Source organism: Streptomyces sp. NPDC002838, from assembly GCF_040295365.1.
Lineage (GTDB): Bacteria > Actinomycetota > Actinomycetes > Streptomycetales > Streptomycetaceae > Streptomyces.
In genome coordinates, this window is the sequence record NZ_JBEOVF010000032.1 from 22,328 (window position 1) to 42,505 (window position 20,178).

At 72.3% G+C, this 20,178-nt stretch carries 15 protein-coding genes; 10 read left to right on the forward strand and 5 right to left on the reverse strand.

Annotated features, from left to right (window positions below; all coding sequences use genetic code 11):
• Positions 1 to 31: 31 nt before the first annotated feature.
• Positions 32 to 1,033 carry an NAD-dependent epimerase/dehydratase family protein gene (locus ABT063_RS32880; protein ID WP_351063431.1) on the forward strand — a complete coding sequence of 334 codons (1,002 nt, stop codon included), beginning with the start codon at positions 32 to 34 and terminating at the stop codon, positions 1,031 to 1,033.
• A 34-nt stretch (positions 1,034 to 1,067) separates the two neighbouring features.
• Here ABT063_RS32880 and ABT063_RS32885 read toward each other — a convergent pair whose 3' ends face one another.
• Both ABT063_RS32885 and ABT063_RS32890 read right to left on the reverse strand, forming a co-directional pair.
• Entirely contained in the window at positions 1,068 to 2,180 is a 1,113-nt protein-coding gene (locus tag ABT063_RS32885; RefSeq protein WP_351063433.1) for a sensor histidine kinase, read from the reverse strand.
• Positions 2,181 to 2,182: 2 nt separating this feature from the next.
• Entirely contained in the window at positions 2,183 to 2,902 is a 720-nt protein-coding gene (locus ABT063_RS32890) for a response regulator transcription factor (RefSeq protein ID WP_351063434.1), read from the reverse strand.
• A 103-nt stretch (positions 2,903 to 3,005) separates the two neighbouring features.
• Here ABT063_RS32890 and ABT063_RS32895 point away from each other — a divergent pair, with 103 nt between their 5' ends.
• From ABT063_RS32895 to ABT063_RS32905, 3 genes are all read left to right on the forward strand, one after another.
• On the forward strand, positions 3,006 to 3,713 hold the full coding sequence (locus ABT063_RS32895) for a glycosyltransferase family 2 protein (protein WP_351063436.1): 708 nt from the start codon (positions 3,006 to 3,008) through the stop codon (positions 3,711 to 3,713).
• A complete protein-coding gene (locus ABT063_RS32900; protein WP_502990926.1) occupies positions 3,704 to 4,330 on the forward strand; it encodes a TIGR04282 family arsenosugar biosynthesis glycosyltransferase in 627 nt (208 codons plus the stop codon). Before ABT063_RS32895 ends, ABT063_RS32900 begins: the two co-directional genes overlap by 10 nt.
• Before the next feature lie 146 nt (positions 4,331 to 4,476).
• Positions 4,477 to 5,361, forward strand: coding sequence for a methyltransferase domain-containing protein (locus ABT063_RS32905; RefSeq protein ID WP_502990929.1), 885 nt, complete (start codon positions 4,477 to 4,479; stop codon positions 5,359 to 5,361).
• On the opposite strand, the gene ABT063_RS32910 is transcribed toward ABT063_RS32905, so the two are convergent.
• A complete protein-coding gene (locus tag ABT063_RS32910; protein WP_351063441.1) occupies positions 5,250 to 5,702 on the reverse strand; it encodes a hypothetical protein in 453 nt (150 codons plus the stop codon). The two genes, ABT063_RS32905 and ABT063_RS32910, sit on opposite strands and share 112 nt — an antisense overlap.
• Positions 5,703 to 5,761: 59 nt before the next feature.
• On the reverse strand, positions 5,762 to 6,982 hold the full coding sequence (locus ABT063_RS32915; protein WP_351063443.1) for a molybdopterin-dependent oxidoreductase: 1,221 nt from the start codon (positions 6,980 to 6,982) through the stop codon (positions 5,762 to 5,764).
• A gap of 113 nt (positions 6,983 to 7,095) precedes the next feature.
• On the opposite strand from ABT063_RS32915, the gene ABT063_RS32920 reads away from it, so the two are divergent.
• Complete coding sequence (locus ABT063_RS32920; protein ID WP_351063445.1) at positions 7,096 to 8,412, forward strand: hypothetical protein; 1,317 nt, start codon at positions 7,096 to 7,098, stop codon at positions 8,410 to 8,412.
• A 381-nt stretch (positions 8,413 to 8,793) separates the two neighbouring features.
• Positions 8,794 to 11,883 carry a beta-N-acetylglucosaminidase domain-containing protein gene (locus ABT063_RS32925; RefSeq protein WP_502990927.1) on the forward strand — a complete coding sequence of 1,030 codons (3,090 nt, stop codon included), beginning with the start codon at positions 8,794 to 8,796 and terminating at the stop codon, positions 11,881 to 11,883.
• 12 nt (positions 11,884 to 11,895) lie between these two features.
• On the opposite strand, the gene ABT063_RS32930 is transcribed toward ABT063_RS32925, so the two are convergent.
• Positions 11,896 to 12,660, reverse strand: a complete 765-nt coding sequence (locus tag ABT063_RS32930) for a sugar isomerase domain-containing protein (RefSeq protein WP_351063447.1) — start codon at positions 12,658 to 12,660, stop codon at positions 11,896 to 11,898.
• 121 nt (positions 12,661 to 12,781) lie between these two features.
• Here ABT063_RS32930 and ABT063_RS32935 point away from each other — a divergent pair, with 121 nt between their 5' ends.
• The 4 genes from ABT063_RS32935 to ABT063_RS32950 all read left to right on the forward strand — a co-directional run bounded on the left by ABT063_RS32935 (position 12,782) and on the right by ABT063_RS32950 (position 20,176).
• The gene (locus ABT063_RS32935) at positions 12,782 to 13,666 is read left to right on the forward strand and encodes a MurR/RpiR family transcriptional regulator (RefSeq protein ID WP_351063448.1); all 885 of its coding nucleotides are present in this window, start codon (positions 12,782 to 12,784) and stop codon (positions 13,664 to 13,666) included.
• A gap of 110 nt (positions 13,667 to 13,776) precedes the next feature.
• Positions 13,777 to 18,024, forward strand: coding sequence for a glycoside hydrolase family 38 N-terminal domain-containing protein (locus tag ABT063_RS32940; RefSeq protein WP_351063449.1), 4,248 nt, complete (start codon positions 13,777 to 13,779; stop codon positions 18,022 to 18,024).
• Positions 18,021 to 18,647: a peptidyl-prolyl cis-trans isomerase gene (locus tag ABT063_RS32945; RefSeq protein WP_351063451.1), complete on the forward strand. Its 627-nt coding sequence runs from the start codon at positions 18,021 to 18,023 to the stop codon at positions 18,645 to 18,647. The genes ABT063_RS32940 and ABT063_RS32945 overlap by 4 nt, the downstream gene beginning before the upstream one ends.
• Positions 18,648 to 18,805: 158 nt before the next feature.
• The gene (locus tag ABT063_RS32950) at positions 18,806 to 20,176 is read left to right on the forward strand and encodes an ABC transporter substrate-binding protein (protein ID WP_351063453.1); all 1,371 of its coding nucleotides are present in this window, start codon (positions 18,806 to 18,808) and stop codon (positions 20,174 to 20,176) included.
• Positions 20,177 to 20,178: the final 2 nt, after the last annotated feature.

Here is a 20,178-nt window from a genome sequence, read left to right on the forward strand (position 1 = left end):
TCCGGGCTGCTCACGGCTCTAGCGTGAGCGTATGCGTGTACTGGTCACCGGCGGTGCCGGATTCATCGGGTCCCATGTCGTCGAGGCGCTCCGGGCCCACGGGCACGAGCCCGTCGTGTACGACGTCCGGGCCGAACCGGCGGCGGACGTACGGAGCCCCCATTCGGTCCGCAACGCCCTGACCGGCGTGGACGCCGTCTGCCACCAGGCGGCGATGGTCGGCCTGGGCGTCGACTTCTCCGACGCGGCCGAGTACGTCTCCCGCAACGATCTCGGTACGGCCGTGCTGCTGACCGCCATGGCCGACGCGGGCGTACGACGGCTGGTGCTGGCCGGGTCGATGGTGGTGTACGGGGAGGGCAGGTACGACTGCCCACGGCACGGGACCGTCCGGCCGGGACCGCGTGCCGTCGCCGACCTGGACGCGGGGCGCTTCGAGCCGGTCTGCCCGCAGTGCGGGGCCGAACTGGCGCCCGGGCTGGTCGGGGAGGACGCCCCGGTCGATCCGCGCAACGTGTACGCGACCACCAAGCTCGCCCAGGAGCACCTGGCGGCGGCGTGGGCGCGGGCCACGGACGGCTCGGCGGTGTCGCTGCGCTACCACAACGTGTACGGGCCGGGCATGCCCCGCGACACCCCCTACGCGGGCGTCGCCTCCTTCTTCCGCTCGGCGCTGGCCCGCGGCGAGGCCCCGCGCGTCTTCGAGGACGGCCGCCAGCGGCGGGACTTCGTGCACGTACGGGACGTGGCCGCGGCCAACGTGGCGGCGCTGGAGGCGAGTTCGCGTCCGGGCGCGCTCACGGCGTACAACACCGGCAGCGGCGAGCCGCACACGGTCGGCGAGATGGCCCGGGCGCTGGCGGCGGCGTACGGCGGTCCCGAACCGGTCGTCACCGGGGAGTACCGGCTGGGGGACGTACGGCACATCACGGCGGACTCGGCGCGGCTGCGGGCGGAGTTGGGGTGGAAGGCGGAGGTGGGCTTCGCGGAGGGGATGCGGGAGTTCGCCCGGGCGGGGCTGCGGGGGGACTGAGGGGTACGGCGCCCTGGGTGCCGTACCCCCGCGCTCATACCTCCGCCGTCGGCAGCGTCACCTCGAAGCGGCAGCCGCCCGGGATGTTGCGTACGGTGGCCCGGCCCTGGTGGGCTTCCACGATGCCCCGGACGATGGCGAGGCCCAGGCCCGCGCCCGCCGGAGGCGTCCGGGCGTGCGTGCCGCGCCAGCCGGTGTCGAAGACGCGGGGCAGGTCCTCCTCGGGGATGCCGCCGCAGCCGTCCGTGACGGACAGGACGATGCCCTCGGGCGAGCGCTCGGCGGCGATCGCGACCGTACCGTCGGTCGGGGTCCGGCGGATGGCGTTGACCAGCAGGTTGCCCAGCACCCGGCTCATCTCCTTGCCGTCCACCTCGACCGGCACGGGCTCGACCCGGCTTCCGACCAGCCGTACCCCGTACTCGCGCGCCAGCGGGTCGGCGCCCGCGAGGGCGTCGCCGACGAGGTCGTACAGGGATATCCGGCTCGGGCTCAGCGCCAGCGCCCCCGCGTGGATGCGGGAGAGCTCGAAGAGGTCGCCCACCATGTCGTTGAGGCGCTCCACCTCCGTGCGGATCTGCCGCAGGTAGCGCTGGGGGTCGGCCGCGACGCCGTCCTCCAGGGCCTCGGACATCGCGCGCAGCCCGGCGAGGGGGGTGCGCAGGTCGTGCGAGATCCAGGCGACGAGTTCGCGCCGGGAGGTCTCCAGGGCGCGTTCGCGTTCCCGGGACTCGGCGAGCCTGGCGCTGGTGGCCTCCAACTCGCGGCTCAGCGCGGCCAGTTCGGCGGTCGCCGGGCCGTCGGGCGAGGTGAAGCCGCCGCCGTCGCCGAAGGAGCGGGCGGCGAGCGTGAGGGCCCGGCTGCGGGCGACGACCCAGCGGCCCAGCAGCAGCGCGGTGGCCAGGGAGACCACGGCGGCCATGGCGACGACCATGGTGACGACCTTCAGGTCGTGCGCGGACAGGAACATCGCCTGCGCGACCGCGAGGGTGCCCGCGAGCATCGCGGTGACGGCGACGGTGGTGACCACGGCGAGGTGCGCGACGACCGAGCGCCGCCGGATGAGGAGCAGCACCCACGCGCCGAGCAGGCCGGCCGTGGCGGCGCCGAGGAAGGCGAAGAGGGCGATGAGGAGGGTGTCGCGCACGGTCAGGCCTCCTCGGGGGTGCTGTCGAAGCGGTAGCCCACGCCCCACACGGTCTGGATCAGCCGGGGCCTGGCCGGATCGTCCTCGACCTTCCCCCGCAACCGCCGGACATGGACGGTCACGGTCGACAGGTCGCCGAAGTCCCAGCCCCACACCTCGCGCATCAGGTCCTCGCGGCTGAACACGCGGCCCGGGTGGCGCAGAAGGAAGGCGAGGAGGTCGAACTCGCGGATGGTGAGGGCGAGTTCGGCGCCGTGCTTGGCGGCTCGGCGGGCCGACGGGTCGACGCTCAGCCCTGCCGCACTCAGGACGCCGGACGGCTGGGCGGGACGGGAGCGGCGCAGCACGGACTCCACGCGCAGGACCAGTTCGCGGGGGCTGAAGGGCTTGGTGACGTAGTCGTCGGCGCCGACCTCCAGGCCGAGGATGCGGTCGTCCTCGTCGCCGCGCGCGGTGAGCATGATGACCGGCACGGGTCCGCGCCCCCGCATCCGGCGGCACACCTCGAGGCCGTCCATGCCCGGCAGCATCAGGTCCAGGACGACGAGGTCCGGCCAGTGCGCGGCGGCCCGGGCGAGCGCGTCGGGGCCGTCCCCGGCGCGGTCCACGACGTATCCGGCCCGGTCGAGGTACCCGGAGACGACCTCGGCGACGGTGGGGTCGTCGTCCACGACGAGGACCCGGGCCCCGGCCTGCGCGTACGGCTGTTGCTGCTGCTCCATGCCGCCAGCCTCGCACCCTCCGCGCCCGCGCGCGGCCCCCCACCCCTGACGTCCTTGTTTCGTAAGGAGCCGAAGTCCGTTATGCCTGTTTCGCGCTCGTAGGGTGAGAGCCGTGACGACCTCTTCCGATCCCGTTCCATGCCCCACGTCCGTGGACGTCGTACTCCCCTGTCTCGACGAGGCCGAGGCGCTGCCCTGGGTGTTGGGGCGCATCCCGCCCGGCTGGCGGGCGCTCGTCGTGGACAACGGGTCCACGGACGGCTCTGCCCGCATCGCCCACGACCTCGGCGCGACCGTCGTGCGTGAGGAGCGGCGCGGTTTCGGCGCCGCCTGCCACGCGGGGCTGACCGCCGCCACGGCCGACGTCGTCTGCTTCTGCGACTGCGACGCCTCGCTCGACCCGGCCGACCTGGTGCCGTTCGTGCGCGAGATCCGGGCCGGGGAGGCGGACCTGGTCCTCGGGCGGCGCCGCCCGCAGGCCCGCGGTGCCTGGCCGCTGCACGCCCGGACGGGCAACCTCGCCCTCTCCCGCCTGCTGCGCCGCCGCACCGGCCTGCGGCTGCACGACCTCGGCCCGCTGCGCGCCGTGCGGCGCGAGCCGTTGCTCGCCCTCGGCCTCACGGACCGGCGCAGCGGCTATCCGCTGCAGATGGTCGTCCGCGCCGCCGACGCCGGCTGGCGCATCACCGAACACGACGTCCCGTACCGCCCGCGCGCCGGCGCCTCCAAGGTGACGGGCACCTGGCGCGGCACCTGGCAGGCGGTACGGGACATGAGCCGCGTGCTGGCGGAGAAGGAGGTATGTACGTGACACCGTCGACCACGGTCCTCGTCATCGCCAAGGAGCCCCGCCCGGGGCGGGTGAAGACCCGGCTGACACCGCCGTTCACGCCGGAGGAGGCGGCCGCGCTCGCGGAGGCTGCCCTCGCGGACACCCTGGACGCCGTGGCGCGCACGCCCGCGCGACGCCGGGTCCTGGTCCTGGAGGGCACGCCGGGCCCCTGGCTGCCGCCCGGTTTCGAGGTCGTACGGCAGTGCGCGGGCGGCCTCGACGAACGGCTGGCCGCGGCCTTCGCGGGCTGCGACGGCCCGGCCCTGCTCATCGGCATGGACACACCCCAGGTGACCCCGGAGCTGCTCACGGTCGACTTCGCGGACTGCGACGCGTACTTCGGTCCCGCGGAGGACGGCGGCTTCTGGGCGCTGGGCCTGGCCGAACCGGACCCCGCGCTGCTGCGGGGCGTGCCGATGTCGACGCCCCACACGGGTGCCGCACAGCGTGCCCGGCTCGCGGGACTGCGGGTACGGGACCTGCCACAGCTGCGGGACGTGGACACGGCGTACGACGCCGACCTGGTCGCCAAGGCGGCACCCGGCGGCCGCTTCGCCGCACGACTGTCCCGACTCACCACGGCCGAGGGCCGATGAGCACGATCCGGACGACGACACCGCGGATCCCGAGGCAGCCGGGCACGGAGACGGCGGACCGCCGAACGGGGGTCGCGACGGAGACGGATGGGCGGTGGCCGGGGTCCGCGACGGACACCGACGAGCGGCGGCCCGGGCCCGAGCGGGTGGGGGACGCGACGGAGACGGATGGGTGTTGGCCGGGTGCCCCGACGGACGCGGACGGGCGGTGGCCGGCCACCCCGACCGACACGAACCAGCGGTGGCCAGATGCCCCGACGGACCCGAGCGGGCCAACGCCGGGCGCCCCGGTCGACACCGACCGGGCGTGGCCGGGCGTCCTCGTCGACGACCGCCCCTGGTCCGCCGACCCCTACTCCGATGCCCTGCGCACCGGCCGGGGTCCCCTCTTCCTGCGTCGGGACGACGGCTGGCTGCTGCCGCTGGAGGTGGAGCGGTGGTGTGCGGACGCCGACGCGGCCGACCTTGGGGTGCTGCGGCGTTGCGAGGGGGCGGTGCTGGATGTGGGCTGTGGGCCGGGGCGGCTGGTGGCGGCCCTGGGCAGGCAGGGGCGGCGGGTCCTGGGCATCGACGTCAGTGAGGCGGCCGTGGCGTGCACCGTGCGGCTCGGCGGCCAGGCGCTGCGCCGCTCCGTCTTCGACCCGCTCCCCGGCGAGGGCCGCTGGGGCACCGCCCTCCTCATCGACGGCAACCTCGGCATCGGCGGCGACCCGCGGGCCTTGCTCGACCGGATGGCCCAACTTCTCGTGCCCGGCGGCCTGTTGATCGCCGAGACGGTGCCGGACGTGGACCTCGACGAACGCGTCCAGGTCCACGTCACCGACGCCCGAGGTGCCGCCGGCACGCCGTTCCCCTGGGCCCGGCTCGGCACGCCGGCCCTGCTGCGGCACGCGGGCCGCGCGGACTGGCGTGCCGTCGATCAGTGGGCGGCCGGCGGACGTTCCTTCGTCGCCCTGCGCAGCCGCAGCACCAACAGCACGGCGGAACCGCCGAACAGCGCGGCCGTCAGCAGCAGCCAGCGGGTGAGATAACCGTCCGTGGACATACCGGTGACACCGGCGTAGCGCCCCGCCACCCGCCCGCTGATCAGCGGGAACCACACGAGCAGGAGCAGCCCGGAAAGGGCGGCGGGCACACGGACGTACCCGACCCCCTCGCGGCGGGGGCCGGCCGCCCTGACCAGCGCGCGGTCGAGCGTGCCGTACACCGGTAGCAGCACCAGATCGTGGAGCAGGGCGGCTCCCACGAACCACAGCGCGACCCCGAACCAGTCCCCCTCCAGCAGCCGGACGCCCGCGTATGCGGCGAGGGCGAACGAGCAGATGAGAAGGAGCAGTTGGAGGGGGCTGCCGAGGGGGATCCTGGCTCGCATCACAGGTTTCCTCACAGGTCTCCTCACAGGTCTCCTCACAGGTCTGGTCATAGGTCTTCTCACAGCTTTCCGAACGTCATCCGGGCCACCCATTTGGTGTTGAGCACACCGGGTGCGGCCGGCACGATGATCCGGGCCGGATGGCCGTGATCAGGGGTCAGATCCTCACCGTTGACGAACAGGGCGAGCAGGGAGCGCGGGTCGGCGACCTGGTTGGCGCGCAGGGCGGCCCGCCGGAAGGCGCCACGCCGTTGCAGCGACTCGACGAAGACGTCGGGCGGATCGTCGTACCCGACGAGGGCGGCGAGATCCCGCAGCCGTACCCCGCGCCACCACTGGTCGGAGGTCGACCAGCCCTCCACGCAGGCGATGGGCAACGCGGCACTGTGCAACGGGAGTTGAAGCAGATCGGCGCGGCTGAGCCGAACGGTTCCGGTGCGCCCCTCGACGACCAGCCGCCAGGCCTCCTCGCTCGTCTCCGCCGCCCTGATCCCCGCGTACGCGGCCGTCTTGTTGATCTGGAAGCCGGACGGTCCCCCGCCCGGTTCGGCGCCGCCGTGCGGTGCGAGGAGTGCGGTCCTGCGCAGCGCCCCGTCGAAGTTCTGCCCGACCGTGGTGACGAAGAGCAGCAGCGAGCCGCCGCCGACCAGTCCGAGGGCGCCACGCCGGGACACGGTGGGCTCGGCGGGCTCAGGAGACGTCAACTCGCTTTTCTCTTCCCTCAGTTCACGCAGATTGCGCAAGGCCGCCGGCGTCTTCAGCACGGCATGCACGACGAACGCGGCGAAGAACACCCAGGCGCCGTAGAAGTGCAGCGGATAGAAGGAGCCGGGAAAGATGTAGTCGAGCTGGACGTTGAGCACGCCGGTGACGAACTCGAACAGCGCGCCGCCCACCAGCAGCAGCAGCGAGATCCGCTCCAGCGCGTGCGCGACCGACCGCGCGGGCGGCAGCGTGAACAGCTTCGGCACGACCGACCACAACTTGGCCAGCAGCACGGGAATCAGCACGATTCCGAGCGTGACGTGGACGCCTTGGTTCAGCCGGTACAGCCAGTGCGGGTCGGTCGGCCAGGAGAAGAGGTAGAAGCCGAGGATCCCCTTGTCCGGGGTCTTGTCGTTCACCCGCGACAGGTCCGGGTTGTAGGCCGCGTACGACAGCAGCCCGGTCACGAACAGCACGGTGATCCCGCCGAGCAGCACGACGCCGAGCACGGAGGTGAACCAGGGGCCGCGCAGGGGACTGCGCCAGAACGCGGGCGAGAAGGGAGAGCGTGCCATGCCCCGACCGTAGGCCCGCGCCACCCCCGCGGCGGGTCCTTGAACCATGACGAAACTCTGACGTTCGCCCTTGTCAGCCGTCCGGACGAGCCCCCGCGGCCTAGCGTTTCCGCGTGAACCGCGATCTGAGACGTGACCTGTACGCGGCCCTGGCCGCCGCGCTCCTCGTGACGGCCGCCATCGTGATCGGCACCGTCATCCAGCACCGCTACGGCACGCTCCGCGTCGGCTGGCCGCCCCTGCTGGCGACCTGGGAGCCGCACGTGGGCCCCGGCACCCCGGCCGCGCTCGCCGTCGCGATCGCCGTGGTGGCGTACGGTCCTTCCCTCGCCGCCCGGCTGCCCTGGCGGACGCTGCTCCTCGCCACCTGGGGCGCCGGCATGGCCTGGACGTGGTCCCTGGCCCTGGTCGACGGCTGGCACCGGGGCATCGCCGAGCAGTTGACGACCGGGAGCGAATACCTCCGGGTCATCCACCGTTTCCAGGACATCACCGCGACCCTCCAGGGCTTCAACGACCACATCCTGATCGACACACCCGACAACTGGCCGGCCCATGTCGCCGGGCATCCCCCGGCGGCCACGCTCACGTTCGTCCTCCTGGACCGGATCGGCCTGGGCGGCGGGGGCTGGGCGGGAGTCTGGTGCATCACCGTCGGCACGACGGCAGCGGTCGCGGTCCTGCTCACCGTGCGCACCCTCGCCGACGAGTCCCTCGCCCGCCGAGCGGCCCCCTTCCTGGTCCTCGCCCCGGCCGCCGTGTGGGTGGGCACGTCCGCCGACGGCTACTTCGCGGCGGTCACGGCGTGGGCGGTGGCGTTCCTCGCGCTGGCGGTGACGGGACGCCGGCCGGCGTGGACCGGTCTCGCCTCGGGACTGCTGTTCGGCCTGACCATGTACCTGTCGTACGGCCTCACCCTGTTCGCGGTGATCGCAGCCGCCGTTCTCCTCCTGGGCTCGAACCGATGGCGCCCGCTCCCCTTCGTCCTGGCCGGCTTCCTGGTCGTCCCCGTCACGTTCACCGCCATCGGCTTCGACTGGTGGGAGGCGTACCGGCTGCTGGTCCGCCGCTACTACCAAGGGGCGGGCGGGGTACGGCCGTACGGCTACTGGGTGTGGGCGAACCTGGCGTGCACGGTGCTGATCGTGGGCCCGGCGACAGTGGCGGCCCTACGCCGAACCGCCGTGAAACTCACCCACCGCCGCTCCCGCCCCGACGTCCGCCTCGGTGTCCTCGTGCTCGCGGCTCTCCTCGCCCTGCTCGTCGCCGACCTGTCCGGCATGAGCAAGGCGGAGACGGAACGGATCTGGCTGCCGTTCGTGATGTGGCTGCTGCCGGCGTGTGCGTGGCTGACGGGAGTGCGGGGGTGGCTTGTCGGGCAGGCGGTGCTGGCGTTGCTGCTCAACCACCTGTTGTTGACGGGCTGGTGACGGCACCGTCTGGCCGGCCTTGACGGCGGGCAGCTCGGCGTTCTCCCAGCTACCCCGAGGTCCTTGTCGAAGCGGGCTCTGGCGTCGGTGGCCTTCTTCGCCTTCAGGTCGGCGCCGAGGGACTCGGCGAGCCGGCCGGTGCGTTGAAGCGGCTGGAGCAGGGAGGTGCGGGCGACGCTGATGCCGACCGTGGGGGCGAGGGCTTCGCTCCGGCACGGCGGCCGCCTGTCCGGTCGACGGGGGTGATGCCGAGGCGGAAGTGCGCTGTGCGGGGCCGGGGTTGCCGACACCGACCGGACCATTGAATGGTTCATTCAACATCTCTAACATCACTCGGTGGATGCATTCACCCATTTCGCTCACGGCCTCCGGAGGAGAACCGTGCTTTCATCCACTCGCTTCAGACGCACGGCCACCGCCCTGCTGCTGGCCGTCGGGCTCACGGTCCCGACAGGACAAGCGTCGGCGGACCCCCGCCCGACCGTGCCGCAGGTGTGGCCGACACCCCGGACCATGCACACGAAACCCGGCCAACTCACCGTCCCCGACCGGGTCGTTGAAGTCGTCGGCCCCGGCACCGACCCCTCCGCCCGCCGCGTCGTGGAGGCCGTCCTGCGCGACGCCGGAGCCGACCGGATCACCACCGTCGACGCCGGCGACAGACCTCCCGCCGCAGGGCTGACCGTCTACCTCGGCGGCCCCGACGAGAACAGCGCCACGGGGAAGGCACTGAAGCGACTGGGCGTCTCCTCCCCCGACGGCCTCGCCTCAGGCGGATACGTCCTGGCGTCCGGCCGGAAGGACGGCCGATCCCTCCTCGCCCTCTCCGGCGTCGACACCACCGGCACCTTCTACGCCGCCCAGACCCTGCGCCAACTGGTCACCCGGCACGGCCGATTGCCCGAAGTCACCGTCCGGGACTGGCCGACCGCCGCGCTGCGCGGAGTCGTCGAGGGCTTCTACGGCACCCCTTGGACGCATGCCGAGCGGCTCAGCCAACTGGACTTCTACGGGCGTACGAAGCAGAACGTCTACGTCTACTCGCCCAAGGACGACGACTACCTGCGCGCCCGCTGGCGCGAGCCGTACCCGCCCGCCGCACTGGACCGGTTGAAGGAGCTGGTCGACCGGGCCGACGCCAACCACGTCCGCTTCACCTACGCCCTCTCCCCCGGGCTGTCCGTCTGCTACTCCTCCGAGGCCGACATCGCGGCCCTCACCCGCAAGTTCGACTCGCTGTACGCCATCGGCGTCCGCTCCTTCGCGATCCCGCTGGACGACATCAGCTACACGAAGTGGAACTGCGCCGAGGACGAGAAGGAGTTCGGGAGCGGGGGCGGGGCGGCCGGTGCCGCGCAGGCCCATCTGCTCAACCGGGTCTGGCAGGACTTCACTGCCGAGCACGCCGACCTGCACCCGCTGGAGATGGTCCCCACCGAGTACTCCGACCTCGCCGACTCCCCCTACAAGAAGGCGCTGCGCGAGAAGCTGGACCCGTCCGTGGTCGTGGAGTGGACCGGCGTCGGCGTGATCGCGCCGACCATCACCGCCGGCCAGGTGGCGCAGGCGCGTGAGGTGTACGGCCACCCGATCCTGGTCTGGGACAACTACCCGGTCAACGACTACGTCACCAGCCGTCTGCTGCTCGGCCCCTACACGGGTCGCGAACCCGGTGTGGCGAGCGCCGCGACCGGTGTGACCGCCAACCCGATGGTCCAGGGTGAGGCCAGCCGGATCGCCCTGTTCACCTCGGCCGCCTATCTGTGGAACCCGGACGCCTACGAACCCCGGGCCGCCTTCCTCGCCTCGGTCCGCGACCTCGCCGGGCCCGAGGACGAGAAATGGCTGCGCGTCTTCGCCGAGAACAACTACTCCTCCCAGCTCGACGCGACCGAGTCCCCTACCCTCACCCGGCTCATCGCCGACTTCCGTACCGCCTACGAGCAGGACAGCGGACTCGACCGGGCGGCCGAGCGCCTGACGTCCTACTTCGCCGACATGGCCGCCGCCCCCGCCGAGTTGCGCGCCGGCCTCGACAACCCGGGCTTCCTCGAGGAAACCTCCGCCTGGCTCGACAAACTCGGCCGTTACGGCACCGCGGGCGAGACCGCCGTGGACCTGTTGCTCGCCAACAAGCGGGGCGACACGGATGCCGTAACCACGTACTGGAAGAGGCTCAGGGCGGAGCGGAAGGAGCTGGACGCCATCCCGCAGCAGGTCTCGCCGGGTGTCATGGACCAGTTCCTCTACACGACGATGCTGGACAACGCGCCCGATCCCGGCGTCGACGCCTCCTTCGCTCCCGCCTCGCTCTCCCTGAGGCCCGGCGCCTCCGAGGCCGTGACGCTCACCCTGTCCGACGAGCGATCCACCGCCGTGAAGACGGTCACCTGGAAGCTCGACGTGCCCGATGGAGTCACGGCCTCGCCCGCCGAGGGGACGGTGACCGTGCCGGCCGGGGGCAGCGTCTCGGCCACCGTCGAACTGACCGCGGACACCCCGGGCGTCCACTCCGTCGTGGTCTCGGGCGACGGCGTCCTCGACCGCGCGATCCCGGTACAAGTCACCGAAGGAACGGGCACGTTCAAAGCCCTCACCGCCAACTTCAGTGGCGCCTCGGTCAGTTCTGTCGACCTCGCCTCCGGCAAGAGCACCGACATCGCCGTCGGCAGCAACCCCGGCGAGGTGGCCGTCAGTGCCGACGGCCGTACCGCCTACGCCGCCAACCAGGGCTCGAACACCGTCAGCGTCATCGACGTCGCCGACAACGCCGTCACCGCCACGGTCGCCGTCGGCCGCGTCCCCGCCGGCCTCGCGCTCACGCCCGACGGCGGCACACTCTGGGTCGCCAACTACACGGACGGCACCGTCCAGCCGATCGACACCACCACGTTGAAAGCGGGCACCCCCGTCCCGGTCGGTTCCGGGCCGGAGAACATGGCGATCACACCCGACGGCCGGGCCCTTTACGTGGCCAACATCCACGACAACACCGTCACCCCGGTCGACCTCTCCACCGGGAAGGCCGAAACCGCCGTCCCCGTGGGCCCCCGCCCCTTCAACGTCGTGGCAGCGCCCGACGGGAGGACGGTCTACGTGTCCAACTCCGGCGGCTCGACCGTCACCCCCATCGACACTGCCACGAACGACACCGAGCCCACCCTGCTGGTCACCGGCCAGGCCTACGGTCTCGCCCTCTCCCCGGACGGCCGCACCCTGTGGGTCAGCCCCAGCACCGGCGACACCGTCACGCCCGTCGACACGGTCACCGGCGCCCCCGGCACGAGCGTCGAGGTCGGCAGATCGGCCTTCGACGTGGGCCTGGACTGGAACGGCCGTACGGCGTACGTCACGACGGCCGACGGGAACGTGCTGGTACCGGTCGACACCGCGTCGGGCACCACCGAGGCACCCCTGACGACCGGCGCCTATCCGCTGGCCGTCGCGCTGACGCCGCTGCCCGTGGAGTAGGTCTGGAGTAGGTCAACTGGCGGTGCGCCGGATCCGGCCGGCGTACCGCTTCTCCAGCTCCAGGTTGCCCTCGAAGCCGCCGGGCACGTTGGCCGAGACGTACACCGGCGGCTGCTCCCCGGCGGCGAGCAGCAGGGCCGACGCCTCCGCGACCGCCATCTGGACCAGCATCACGCCGGTGAGCGTGGACAGGGCGCAGACCGCGCCCCCGCCGGGGAGTTCCAGGAGGGCGTCGCCGCGCGGGGCCGCGTTGTCGAGGACGACGTCGGCGAGGTCGGCGAGCTTCTTGCCGCTCGGGTGGGCGGCGGGGACGGCCCGGGTGTGGGTGAGGGAGGTGATGGCCAGGACGCGGTGGCCCCGCGTCCTGGCGTGCAGCGCCATCTCCACGATCACGTTGTTGACGCCGGAGTTGGAGATGACGACGAAGAGGTCCTGGGGGTGCGGGGCGGCGAGGTCGTAGAGTCGCGCGGCCACACCCGGCCGGCGTTCCAGGAGCGGGTCGTCGAGGACGCTCGGGTCGTCGCCGCCGTACAGGACGAGGTCGGCGATGCTCAGCCGGTTGGTGGGCACCAACCCGCCTGCGCGACCGGCCAGTTCGAGGACTGTCGCCTGGGAGTGGCCGGTGCCGAAGGCCTGGATCACTCCGTCCGTGCGCACGCACCCGGCGATCAGTTCGGCGGCGCGCGCCACGTCGTCGCGGGCGGACTCGGTGACATGCTGGAGGACGGCCAGGCTCTCGCGCGCGAACCCCTGGGCGCTGACGGACTGGACGGACACGCGACACTCCCCTAGCTGATGGATTGAACCACCCTATGCATCTCCATCGGTGAATCAATAAATCATAGGACGGTCCTGGTATTCAATCCGCCCCCTGAACGGTGGCTGGTACATTCTTCCCATGCCCCCGACCGACGTCACCACACTGATCCGCACCGAGCTGCCCCGGCTGGCCGGCTCCCTGCGGAAGGTCGGCGAGCTGATCCTGGAGGATCCGGCCGCCGTCACCCACTGCTCGGCCGCCGAGCTGGGCCGCCGCACCGGCACCTCCCAGGCGACGGTGACCCGTTTCTGCCGTGCGATCGGCCTCGACTCCTACCAGCATCTGCTGATCGAGCTGGCCCAGGAGCGCGGCCGCGGCGAGGTCTCCGACTGGGGCACCGCCGAGATCGGCCCGGACATCTCCCCCGACGACGACCTGGAGCGGGTGGTGCAGGTCGTCGGCAGCGCGGACCTGCGCGCGGTACAGCAGACCATCGACCGGATCGACCTCGACGCGATCGAGCGGGCGGCGCAGGCCATGGCCCGGGCCCGGCGGATCGACGTCTACGGCGTCGGCGGCAGCGGGGCGGTGGCCCAGGAGACCGAGACCCGGCTGTTCCGCATCGGCTGCGCGGTGCGCGGCTGGACCGAGGTGCACGCCGCGGCCACCTCCGCCGCCCTGCTCACCCCGGCGGACGTCGCCATCGGCATCTCCCACTCCGGGGCGACCCGGGAGACGATCGAGCCGTTGGAGCTGGCCAAGGAGCGCGGTGCCACGACCGTCGTACTCACCGCCGACCCGCGCTCGCCGCTCGCCCGGGCCGCCGACATCCGGCTCATCTCCTCCACCTCGGAGACCAGCTTCCCCACCGGCATCATCGGCGCCCGGCACTCCGTGCTGGTGCTCATCGACTGCCTGTACGTCCGGGTCGCCCAGCTCTCCTACCAGCGCGCGAGCGCCTCGCTGGCGCTGACCGACCACATCGCCGGGCAGCACGCGGTGAAGTCGCGCCGGGCTCGCTGAGGGTGTCCGGGCATGCATGGATGAACCACCGAGGAAACGTGAAGATGGTTGTTTGAACCATCCCCTCGGTGCCACGATGGGGCTCCGCCGAGCATCCTCGTAGGAGCCTCATGCGCGTCATCTCTGTCGAGTCGACCGAGCTCTTCGCCGGAACCGCCGAGCAGCCGCGCCAGGTGGTGGCCGTCGAGCTGAGCCACACCCCGGGCCGGACCGTCCGCCTCACGGTCGAGGGCCCCGGCATCACCGGAGAGGCCGACGCCACAGCGGCCGACGACGGCACCGTACGCGCCGAGATACCCGTGCTCAGCGATCTCGCGGTCGGTGAGCGCCGCGACATCACGGTGACCGCCGCCGAAGGAGACCGACTCGCCCACCACACAGGTGAGTTCACCGCTGCCGAACCCGGCTGGACCATGTTCATGGTCAGCCACTTCCACTACGACCCCGTCTGGTGGAACACCCAGGCCGCCTACACCGAGACCTGGGACGTCGCCGACGACCCGGCCACGACCGGCCTGCCCGCCCGCACCTTCGACTCGCGCGGCCAGTCCGGGATGAGTCTGGTGCGGGCGCACTGCGATCTGGCGCGGCGCGACCCGGCGTACACCTTCGTGCTCGCGGAGGTCGACTACCTCAAGCCGTACTGGGACGCCTTCCCCGAGGAGCGGGCCTTCCTGCGCGAGCTGATCCGCACCGGCCGCGTCGAGATCATGGGCGGCACCTACAACGAGCCGAACACCAACCTCACCGGCGCCGAGGCGACCGTACGCAACGCTCTCTACGGGGACGGTTTCCAGCGCGCGATCCTGGGAGCCGCTCCCGAAACCGCCTGGCAGCTGGACGCCTTCGGGCACGATCCGCAGTTCCCGGGGCTGATGGCGGACGCAGGCGTCACCTCGAGTTCGTGGGCGCGCGGGCCGTTCCACCAGTGGGGGCCCACGCTGTCGGTGTTCGGCGAGGAGCCCCGGGATCCGCGGCGGATGCAGTTCCCGGCGGAGTTCAGCTGGATCGCCCCCTCGGGACGCGGGCTGCTGACCGCGTACATGGTCAACCACTACGGCGCCGGCTGGGCGATCGACAACGCGCCGACCCTGCCCGAGGCGGAGGCGGCCGCCCTCAAGCTGTTCAAGGGGCTGAAGAAGGTCGCGCTCACCCGCAACGTGCTGCTGCCCGTCGGCGGGGACTACGCACCGCCGTGCCGCTGGGTGATGGACATCCACCGGGACTGGAACGCCCGGTACGTCTGGCCGCGCTTCGTCAGCGCGATCCCGCGGGACTTCTTCGCCGCCGTACGGGCCGAGCTCGACGCGGAGGGCCGCAAGGCCTCGCCGCAGACCCGGGACATGAACCCGGTCTACACCGGCAAGGACGTCTCCTACATCGACACCAAGCAGGCCCAGCGGTACGGCGAGACGCTGCTCGCCGACGCGGAGGCCTGGGCGACGCTCGCCTCGCTCGTCACCGGGCACGCCTATCCCGACGCGGCGCTCGACAAGGCCTGGCGGCAGCTGATCTACGGCGCCCACCACGACGCCATCACCGGCTCCGAGTCCGACCAGGTCTACATCGACCTGCTCACCGGCTGGCGGGAGCTCGCCGACCTCGCCGAGACGGTGCACGCCGACGCCACCGGCGCCCTCGCCGACCGGGTCACCCCCGGCAGCGGCCCCGACCTGGTCGTCTTCAACTCCGCGAGCTGGGCACGGCGGGACGTGCTGACGGTCGCCGATCCCGGGCGGGTCCCGCTGGACGACGCCTTCCAGCCACTGCCCGCCGTACGCGAGGACGACGGGCAGCTGCGGGTCGTCGTACCGGAGGTGCCGGGCATCGGCCTCAAGGCGCTCCCGCTCGCCGAGGGTTCCGTACCCGGGTGGGCCCCGGGCGAGGGGACGACGATCCGCAACGAGTTCTACGAGGTGACGGTCGACCCGGCGCGCGGTGGCGGCGTCAGCGGTCTGCGGGCGCTCGCCGAGGGCGAGGGCGGCCGGGAGCTGCTGCGGCCCGGCGACATCGGGAACGAGCTCGTCGTCCAGGAGGAGTACCCGAGGCACCCCCGCTTCGGCGAGGGGCCGTGGCACCTGACCCCGACCGGCACCACGGTCGCTCGCGGCCGGAATGTGACAGCTTCCGTGAAAGTGGAACATTCTCCGGCCGGGTCCCGTGTCACCGTCACCGCCGACCTCGGCCTGTTCCGGTACACACAGAGGCTGTGTCTGTGGAAGGGCGTCGACCGGCTCGACGTGTCCACCACCATCGACGGCTATGACGGCGCCGACCGGCTCATCCGGGTGCGCTGGCCCTCCGACGTGCGGGGCGGTCTGCCGGTGCACGAGGTGGCGGACGCGGTGATCGGGCGCGGGTTCGGGTTCGTGGAGGTGGACAGCGAGCGGTTCCCGTGGACGCTGGACAACCCCGCGAACACCTGGTTCGGCCTCGGCTCCACCGCGCGGGTCGCGGTCCAGGACGACTCCGGCGCCTACCTCGGCCAGCGTGCCATCGGGGTCGCCGAGCTGGTGTACGCGGACTGGGACACCGCCGGTGACCTCGGCACCCCGCTCGCGGCGGCCCTCGTCCGCGCGGGCGTCACCGCGACCTCGACCATCGCGGGCGGACCGCGTTACGGCGACCTCGAGGTCGACTCCAACCTCCCCGACATCCGGATCGCGATCGGCGGCCCCGACCGCAACGCCGTGGTCGCCGAGGCGCTGGGCTGGGATCCGGCCGCCGGGCGGGAACTCGGACGCCAGCTGGCCGAGCGGGGGGTGGCGGCCGTATGGGTGGCTCCGCGGGCGGGACTGCGCGAGGAGTGGGTGCCGGGCGCCGATCTGCGGGACCTCGAACGGCTGCCGCTGCTGGTGGTGGCGGGCGCCCGCCCCGAGGACGACGCCAAGGCGGTCGACGCGCTGATCGCCGACCTGGACGACGCGACCGTCACGGCCACGGCGGCGGGCGGCGGCGAGGCGCTGCCGCCGGGCGACGCCTGGGACGGGCGCGGCTTCGCCGTCCTCAACCGGGGCACGCCCGGCTGCGTGGTCACCGCCTCCGGTGACCTCCACATGTCCCTGATGCGCTCGTGCACCGGCTGGCCGTCCGGCATCTGGGTCGACCCGCCGCGCCGTACGGCCCCCGACGGTTCGGCGTTCCAGCTCCAGCGCTGGTCGCACACCTTCGAGTACGCCGTCGTGGCGGGCCACGGAGACTGGCGTGAGCTCCGACTTCCCGCGCGGGGGCACGAGTTCAACCATCCGCTCACCGCGCGGCTGCGGACCGGCTCCGAGAGCTCCGCGGCCCCCGCGCTGCTGCCCAGGAGCGTCTCCCTGCTGACGCTGGAGCCCGCCCGCGAGGTACTGCTCGACGCCCTCAAGCCCCTCGGCTCCCCGCTCGCCCGGGGCAGCGTGGCTCCCGCCGACCCCGGGCGCGGGGTCGTCGTACGGATGCACGAGGCGAACGGGCGGCCGGTGCGGGCGCGGGTGCGCGGGCCGCTGGAGTGGAGGCGGGGCGCTCGTGTGGACGTACTGGAGCGGCCCGGGGAACCGCTTGCGCCTGACGGCAACGGAGTCCTGGACGTCGGTCTGACCGGCTTCGAGGTGGCCACGGTGCTGGCCACGCCCTCGACAGGGACCGAGCCGGCCTCCGGCCCGGGAGTCGCCGCCCACGAGCCCGCCCAGCCCGTGCACACCCGCTACTGGCTGCACAACTCCGGCCCCGCCCCACGCGGCAACATGCCCGTCGCCGTCTATGTCTCGCCCGCCGCTCTCACCGCCGCCGGTCCCGTCACCGCGACCGTCCGGGTCGGCTCGGAGCTGACCGACGCGCCGGTGTCGGGCACGGTGACCTTCGAGGTGCCGCCCGGCTGGTCCGTCCAACCCGCCGAGCTGCCCTACGCGTTGGGGCCGGGCGGGTTCAGCCTGGCCGAGGTCACGGTGACGCCCCCGCCGGACGCCGAGCCGGGCCGCCACTGGCTGGCCGCCCGGCTGTCGTACGGCGGGCAGACGTACGAGGACGTCGTGGCCCTGGACGTGCCCGACGGACACACCGGGCCGACGCTGGTGTCCCGACTGGGTGCGGAGCGGGTCGCCGTACGCGAGGGCCGGCGGGCCCGGGTTCCGGTGACCGTGCGCAACACCACCCGGGGGCCGGTCTCCGGGCAGCTGTGGGCCGTGTCGTCCTGGGGCACCTGGCCGGGGGTCGGGCCGGGCTGCCAGGGCTTCACCGTGGCCGGCGGGCAGGAGCTTCAGTGCGTGATCGAGGTGGACGGCTCGGCGGTGCCGCCGGGGTCGTACTGGCTGATGGCGAAGGTCGCCTGGCACGGCTGCGTCGCCTACACGGAGGCCGTCGCGCTGGAGGTGACGCCGTGACCGAGCCTGCGGCCCTGGTGCACGGGGAAGCGGTCGCACGAGACCGCGTGGACGCCCTGCTGAGGGCCGTCCCGGCCCGCGACCGCGAGACCCGCCCCGAGGCCCTCGCCCGCGCCGAACGGCAGCGGCGGCGCTGGGCGACCCAGGTGGTGGTCACCGACGAGCTCGCCCGCCGGGCCTGCGCGGATCGGGGACTGAAACCTCCCTCGGAGGTGTCGCCGGCCCAGGTGCTCGCCGTGGCCGAGACCGATGTCGCCGACCTCGGCAGCATCGTCGCGGCGGCGCTCGCCCACTCCCCGGCGGCGCGCGTGCTGCTGGCAGAGCTTGAGCGCGAGCAGCACGTCCCCGAAGCGGCCGTACACGACTACTACGACCGCAACCGGGACCGCTTCCTCACACCCGAGGCGCTCCGGCGCGGGGTCGACCCCTTCGGCGGGGCGGCGGAGGCGGACTTCCTGCCGTACGAGGACGTGCGCGGCGGCATCGTGCGGGAGCTGCGGCGGGCGGGCGGACGGCGGTCCTTCTTCGACTGGCTGGACCGGGCCCGTACGGGCGTGGTGTACGCCGCGGGACACGAGCACCCCGGAGATCCGGCGCACCCGGACCACGAGCACCGGCACTGACCCGGGCCGGAGCGGGCCTGAGCCGGCCGGAACCTAAAAGCAACACGGCACCCATTGACCTCCGATGAATTGTGGTCCACATTTTCATCAATCGGAGCTGAAGTTGGTTAATTGAACCAGCACATCCTGGCTTCCCGGTCGCAGGAGGGCACACGACAATGCGCGCTAGAAGACTGACCCGCACCCTGACCTGTATCGCGGTCCTGTCCTTGACCGCCGCCGGCTGCGGCCTGTCCGGCGGCTCCGACGGCGACGACGCCACCGCCGGCGGCTGCAAGGTCGACAAGGGCAACGTGGGGTCGGGGAAGCTCACCGGCGACGTCAAGGGCAAGATCACCTTCCAGACCACGAACCTGAAGAAGGACTTCGGGGACTACTTCAACGGCGTGATCGACGCCTTCGAGAAGGCGCATCCCGGCACCGAGATCAAGTGGATCGACGATCCCGGCGACGCCACCTTCACCCAGCGCCTGGTCGCGGACGCGCAGGGCTGCACGCTGCCGGACGTGGTGAACATCAACGTCAACACGGCGATCGCGCTCACCAAGAACGGCTACCTGCTCGACCTGGACAAGAAGGCACCGGACGCGGGCGAGCCGTTCGTCCCCGCGCTGTGGAAGTCGAGCCTGTACCCGGACGCCTCCGGCACCGAGGTGCACAGTGTGCTGCCCTGGTACTCCGGTGGCATCGTGCAGACCTTCAACACCGAACTGCTGGAGAAGGCGGGCCTGGATCCGGCCAAACCTCCGACGACCGTCCTCGGTCTGTTCGACGACGCCGAGAAGATAGCCAAGGCCTCGGGCGGCAAGTACTTCGCCTTCCTGGCCAACCCGCAACTGCGCATCCCGGCCGACTGGCAGCAGATGGGCATCGAGATCCTGTCCGCCGACGGCAAGAAGTTCACCTTCGCCGACGACCCGAAGACCGTTCAGTGGGTCGAGGCCATGACGAAGCTGTACAAGAGCGGGGGGATGCCCAGGGACTCCCTCTCCTCCACCCAGGACCCGGCCAACGTCTACGGCCAGGGCAAGCTGGCCTACGGCCCCACCAACCCCAACTTCCTGCGCTTCATCCAGCAGAACAACCCGACCGTCTACAAGAAGACCGGCGTCGCCCGCTTCATGCTGGACGACCTCGGCCACACCGTCGGCGCCCCGCAGTACATCGGCGTCGCGTCCACCAGCAAGAACGCGGCGACCGCGCTCTCCTTCGCACAGTTCCTGACCAACGCCGAGAACCAGCTGGAGTGGGCGAAGGACCCGAACGTCGTGATCTTCCCGTCCACCACGACCTCCCTGGACGACCCGTTCTTCCAGTCGGTCAAGGGCGACGACCCCTTCGGCGAGGCCCGCAAGATCGTCGCCAGCGATCGCAAGACCGCCACGGCCGACGAGATCGCCCTCACCCCCGGCGAGTTGAACGCCATCTCGGCCCAGATCCAGCTCGCCATGCAGGGCAAGAAGAGCGCCGAGGACGCCCTCAAGGAGGCGCAGTCCAAGGCCAACGAGCTGATCGAGCAGGGCAGCTGACG

What these genes read in the sequence shown, in the direction of transcription:
- ABT063_RS32950 (WP_351063453.1), top strand. Translation starts at nt 18,806, where the DNA reads ATGCGCGCTAGAAGACTGACCCGCACCCTGACCTGTATCGCGGTCCTG.
- ABT063_RS32890 (WP_351063434.1), bottom strand. Translation starts at nt 2,902, where the DNA reads ATGGAGCAGCAGCAACAGCCGTACGCGCAGGCCGGGGCCCGGGTCCTC.
- ABT063_RS32940 (WP_351063449.1), top strand. Translation starts at nt 13,777, where the DNA reads ATGCGCGTCATCTCTGTCGAGTCGACCGAGCTCTTCGCCGGAACCGCC.
- ABT063_RS32935 (WP_351063448.1), top strand. Translation starts at nt 12,782, where the DNA reads ATGCCCCCGACCGACGTCACCACACTGATCCGCACCGAGCTGCCCCGG.
- ABT063_RS32910 (WP_351063441.1), bottom strand. Translation starts at nt 5,702, where the DNA reads ATGCGAGCCAGGATCCCCCTCGGCAGCCCCCTCCAACTGCTCCTTCTC.
- ABT063_RS32900 (WP_502990926.1), top strand. Translation starts at nt 3,704, where the DNA reads ATGTACGTGACACCGTCGACCACGGTCCTCGTCATCGCCAAGGAGCCC.
- ABT063_RS32915 (WP_351063443.1), bottom strand. Translation starts at nt 6,982, where the DNA reads ATGGCACGCTCTCCCTTCTCGCCCGCGTTCTGGCGCAGTCCCCTGCGC.
- ABT063_RS32880 (WP_351063431.1), top strand. Translation starts at nt 32, where the DNA reads ATGCGTGTACTGGTCACCGGCGGTGCCGGATTCATCGGGTCCCATGTC.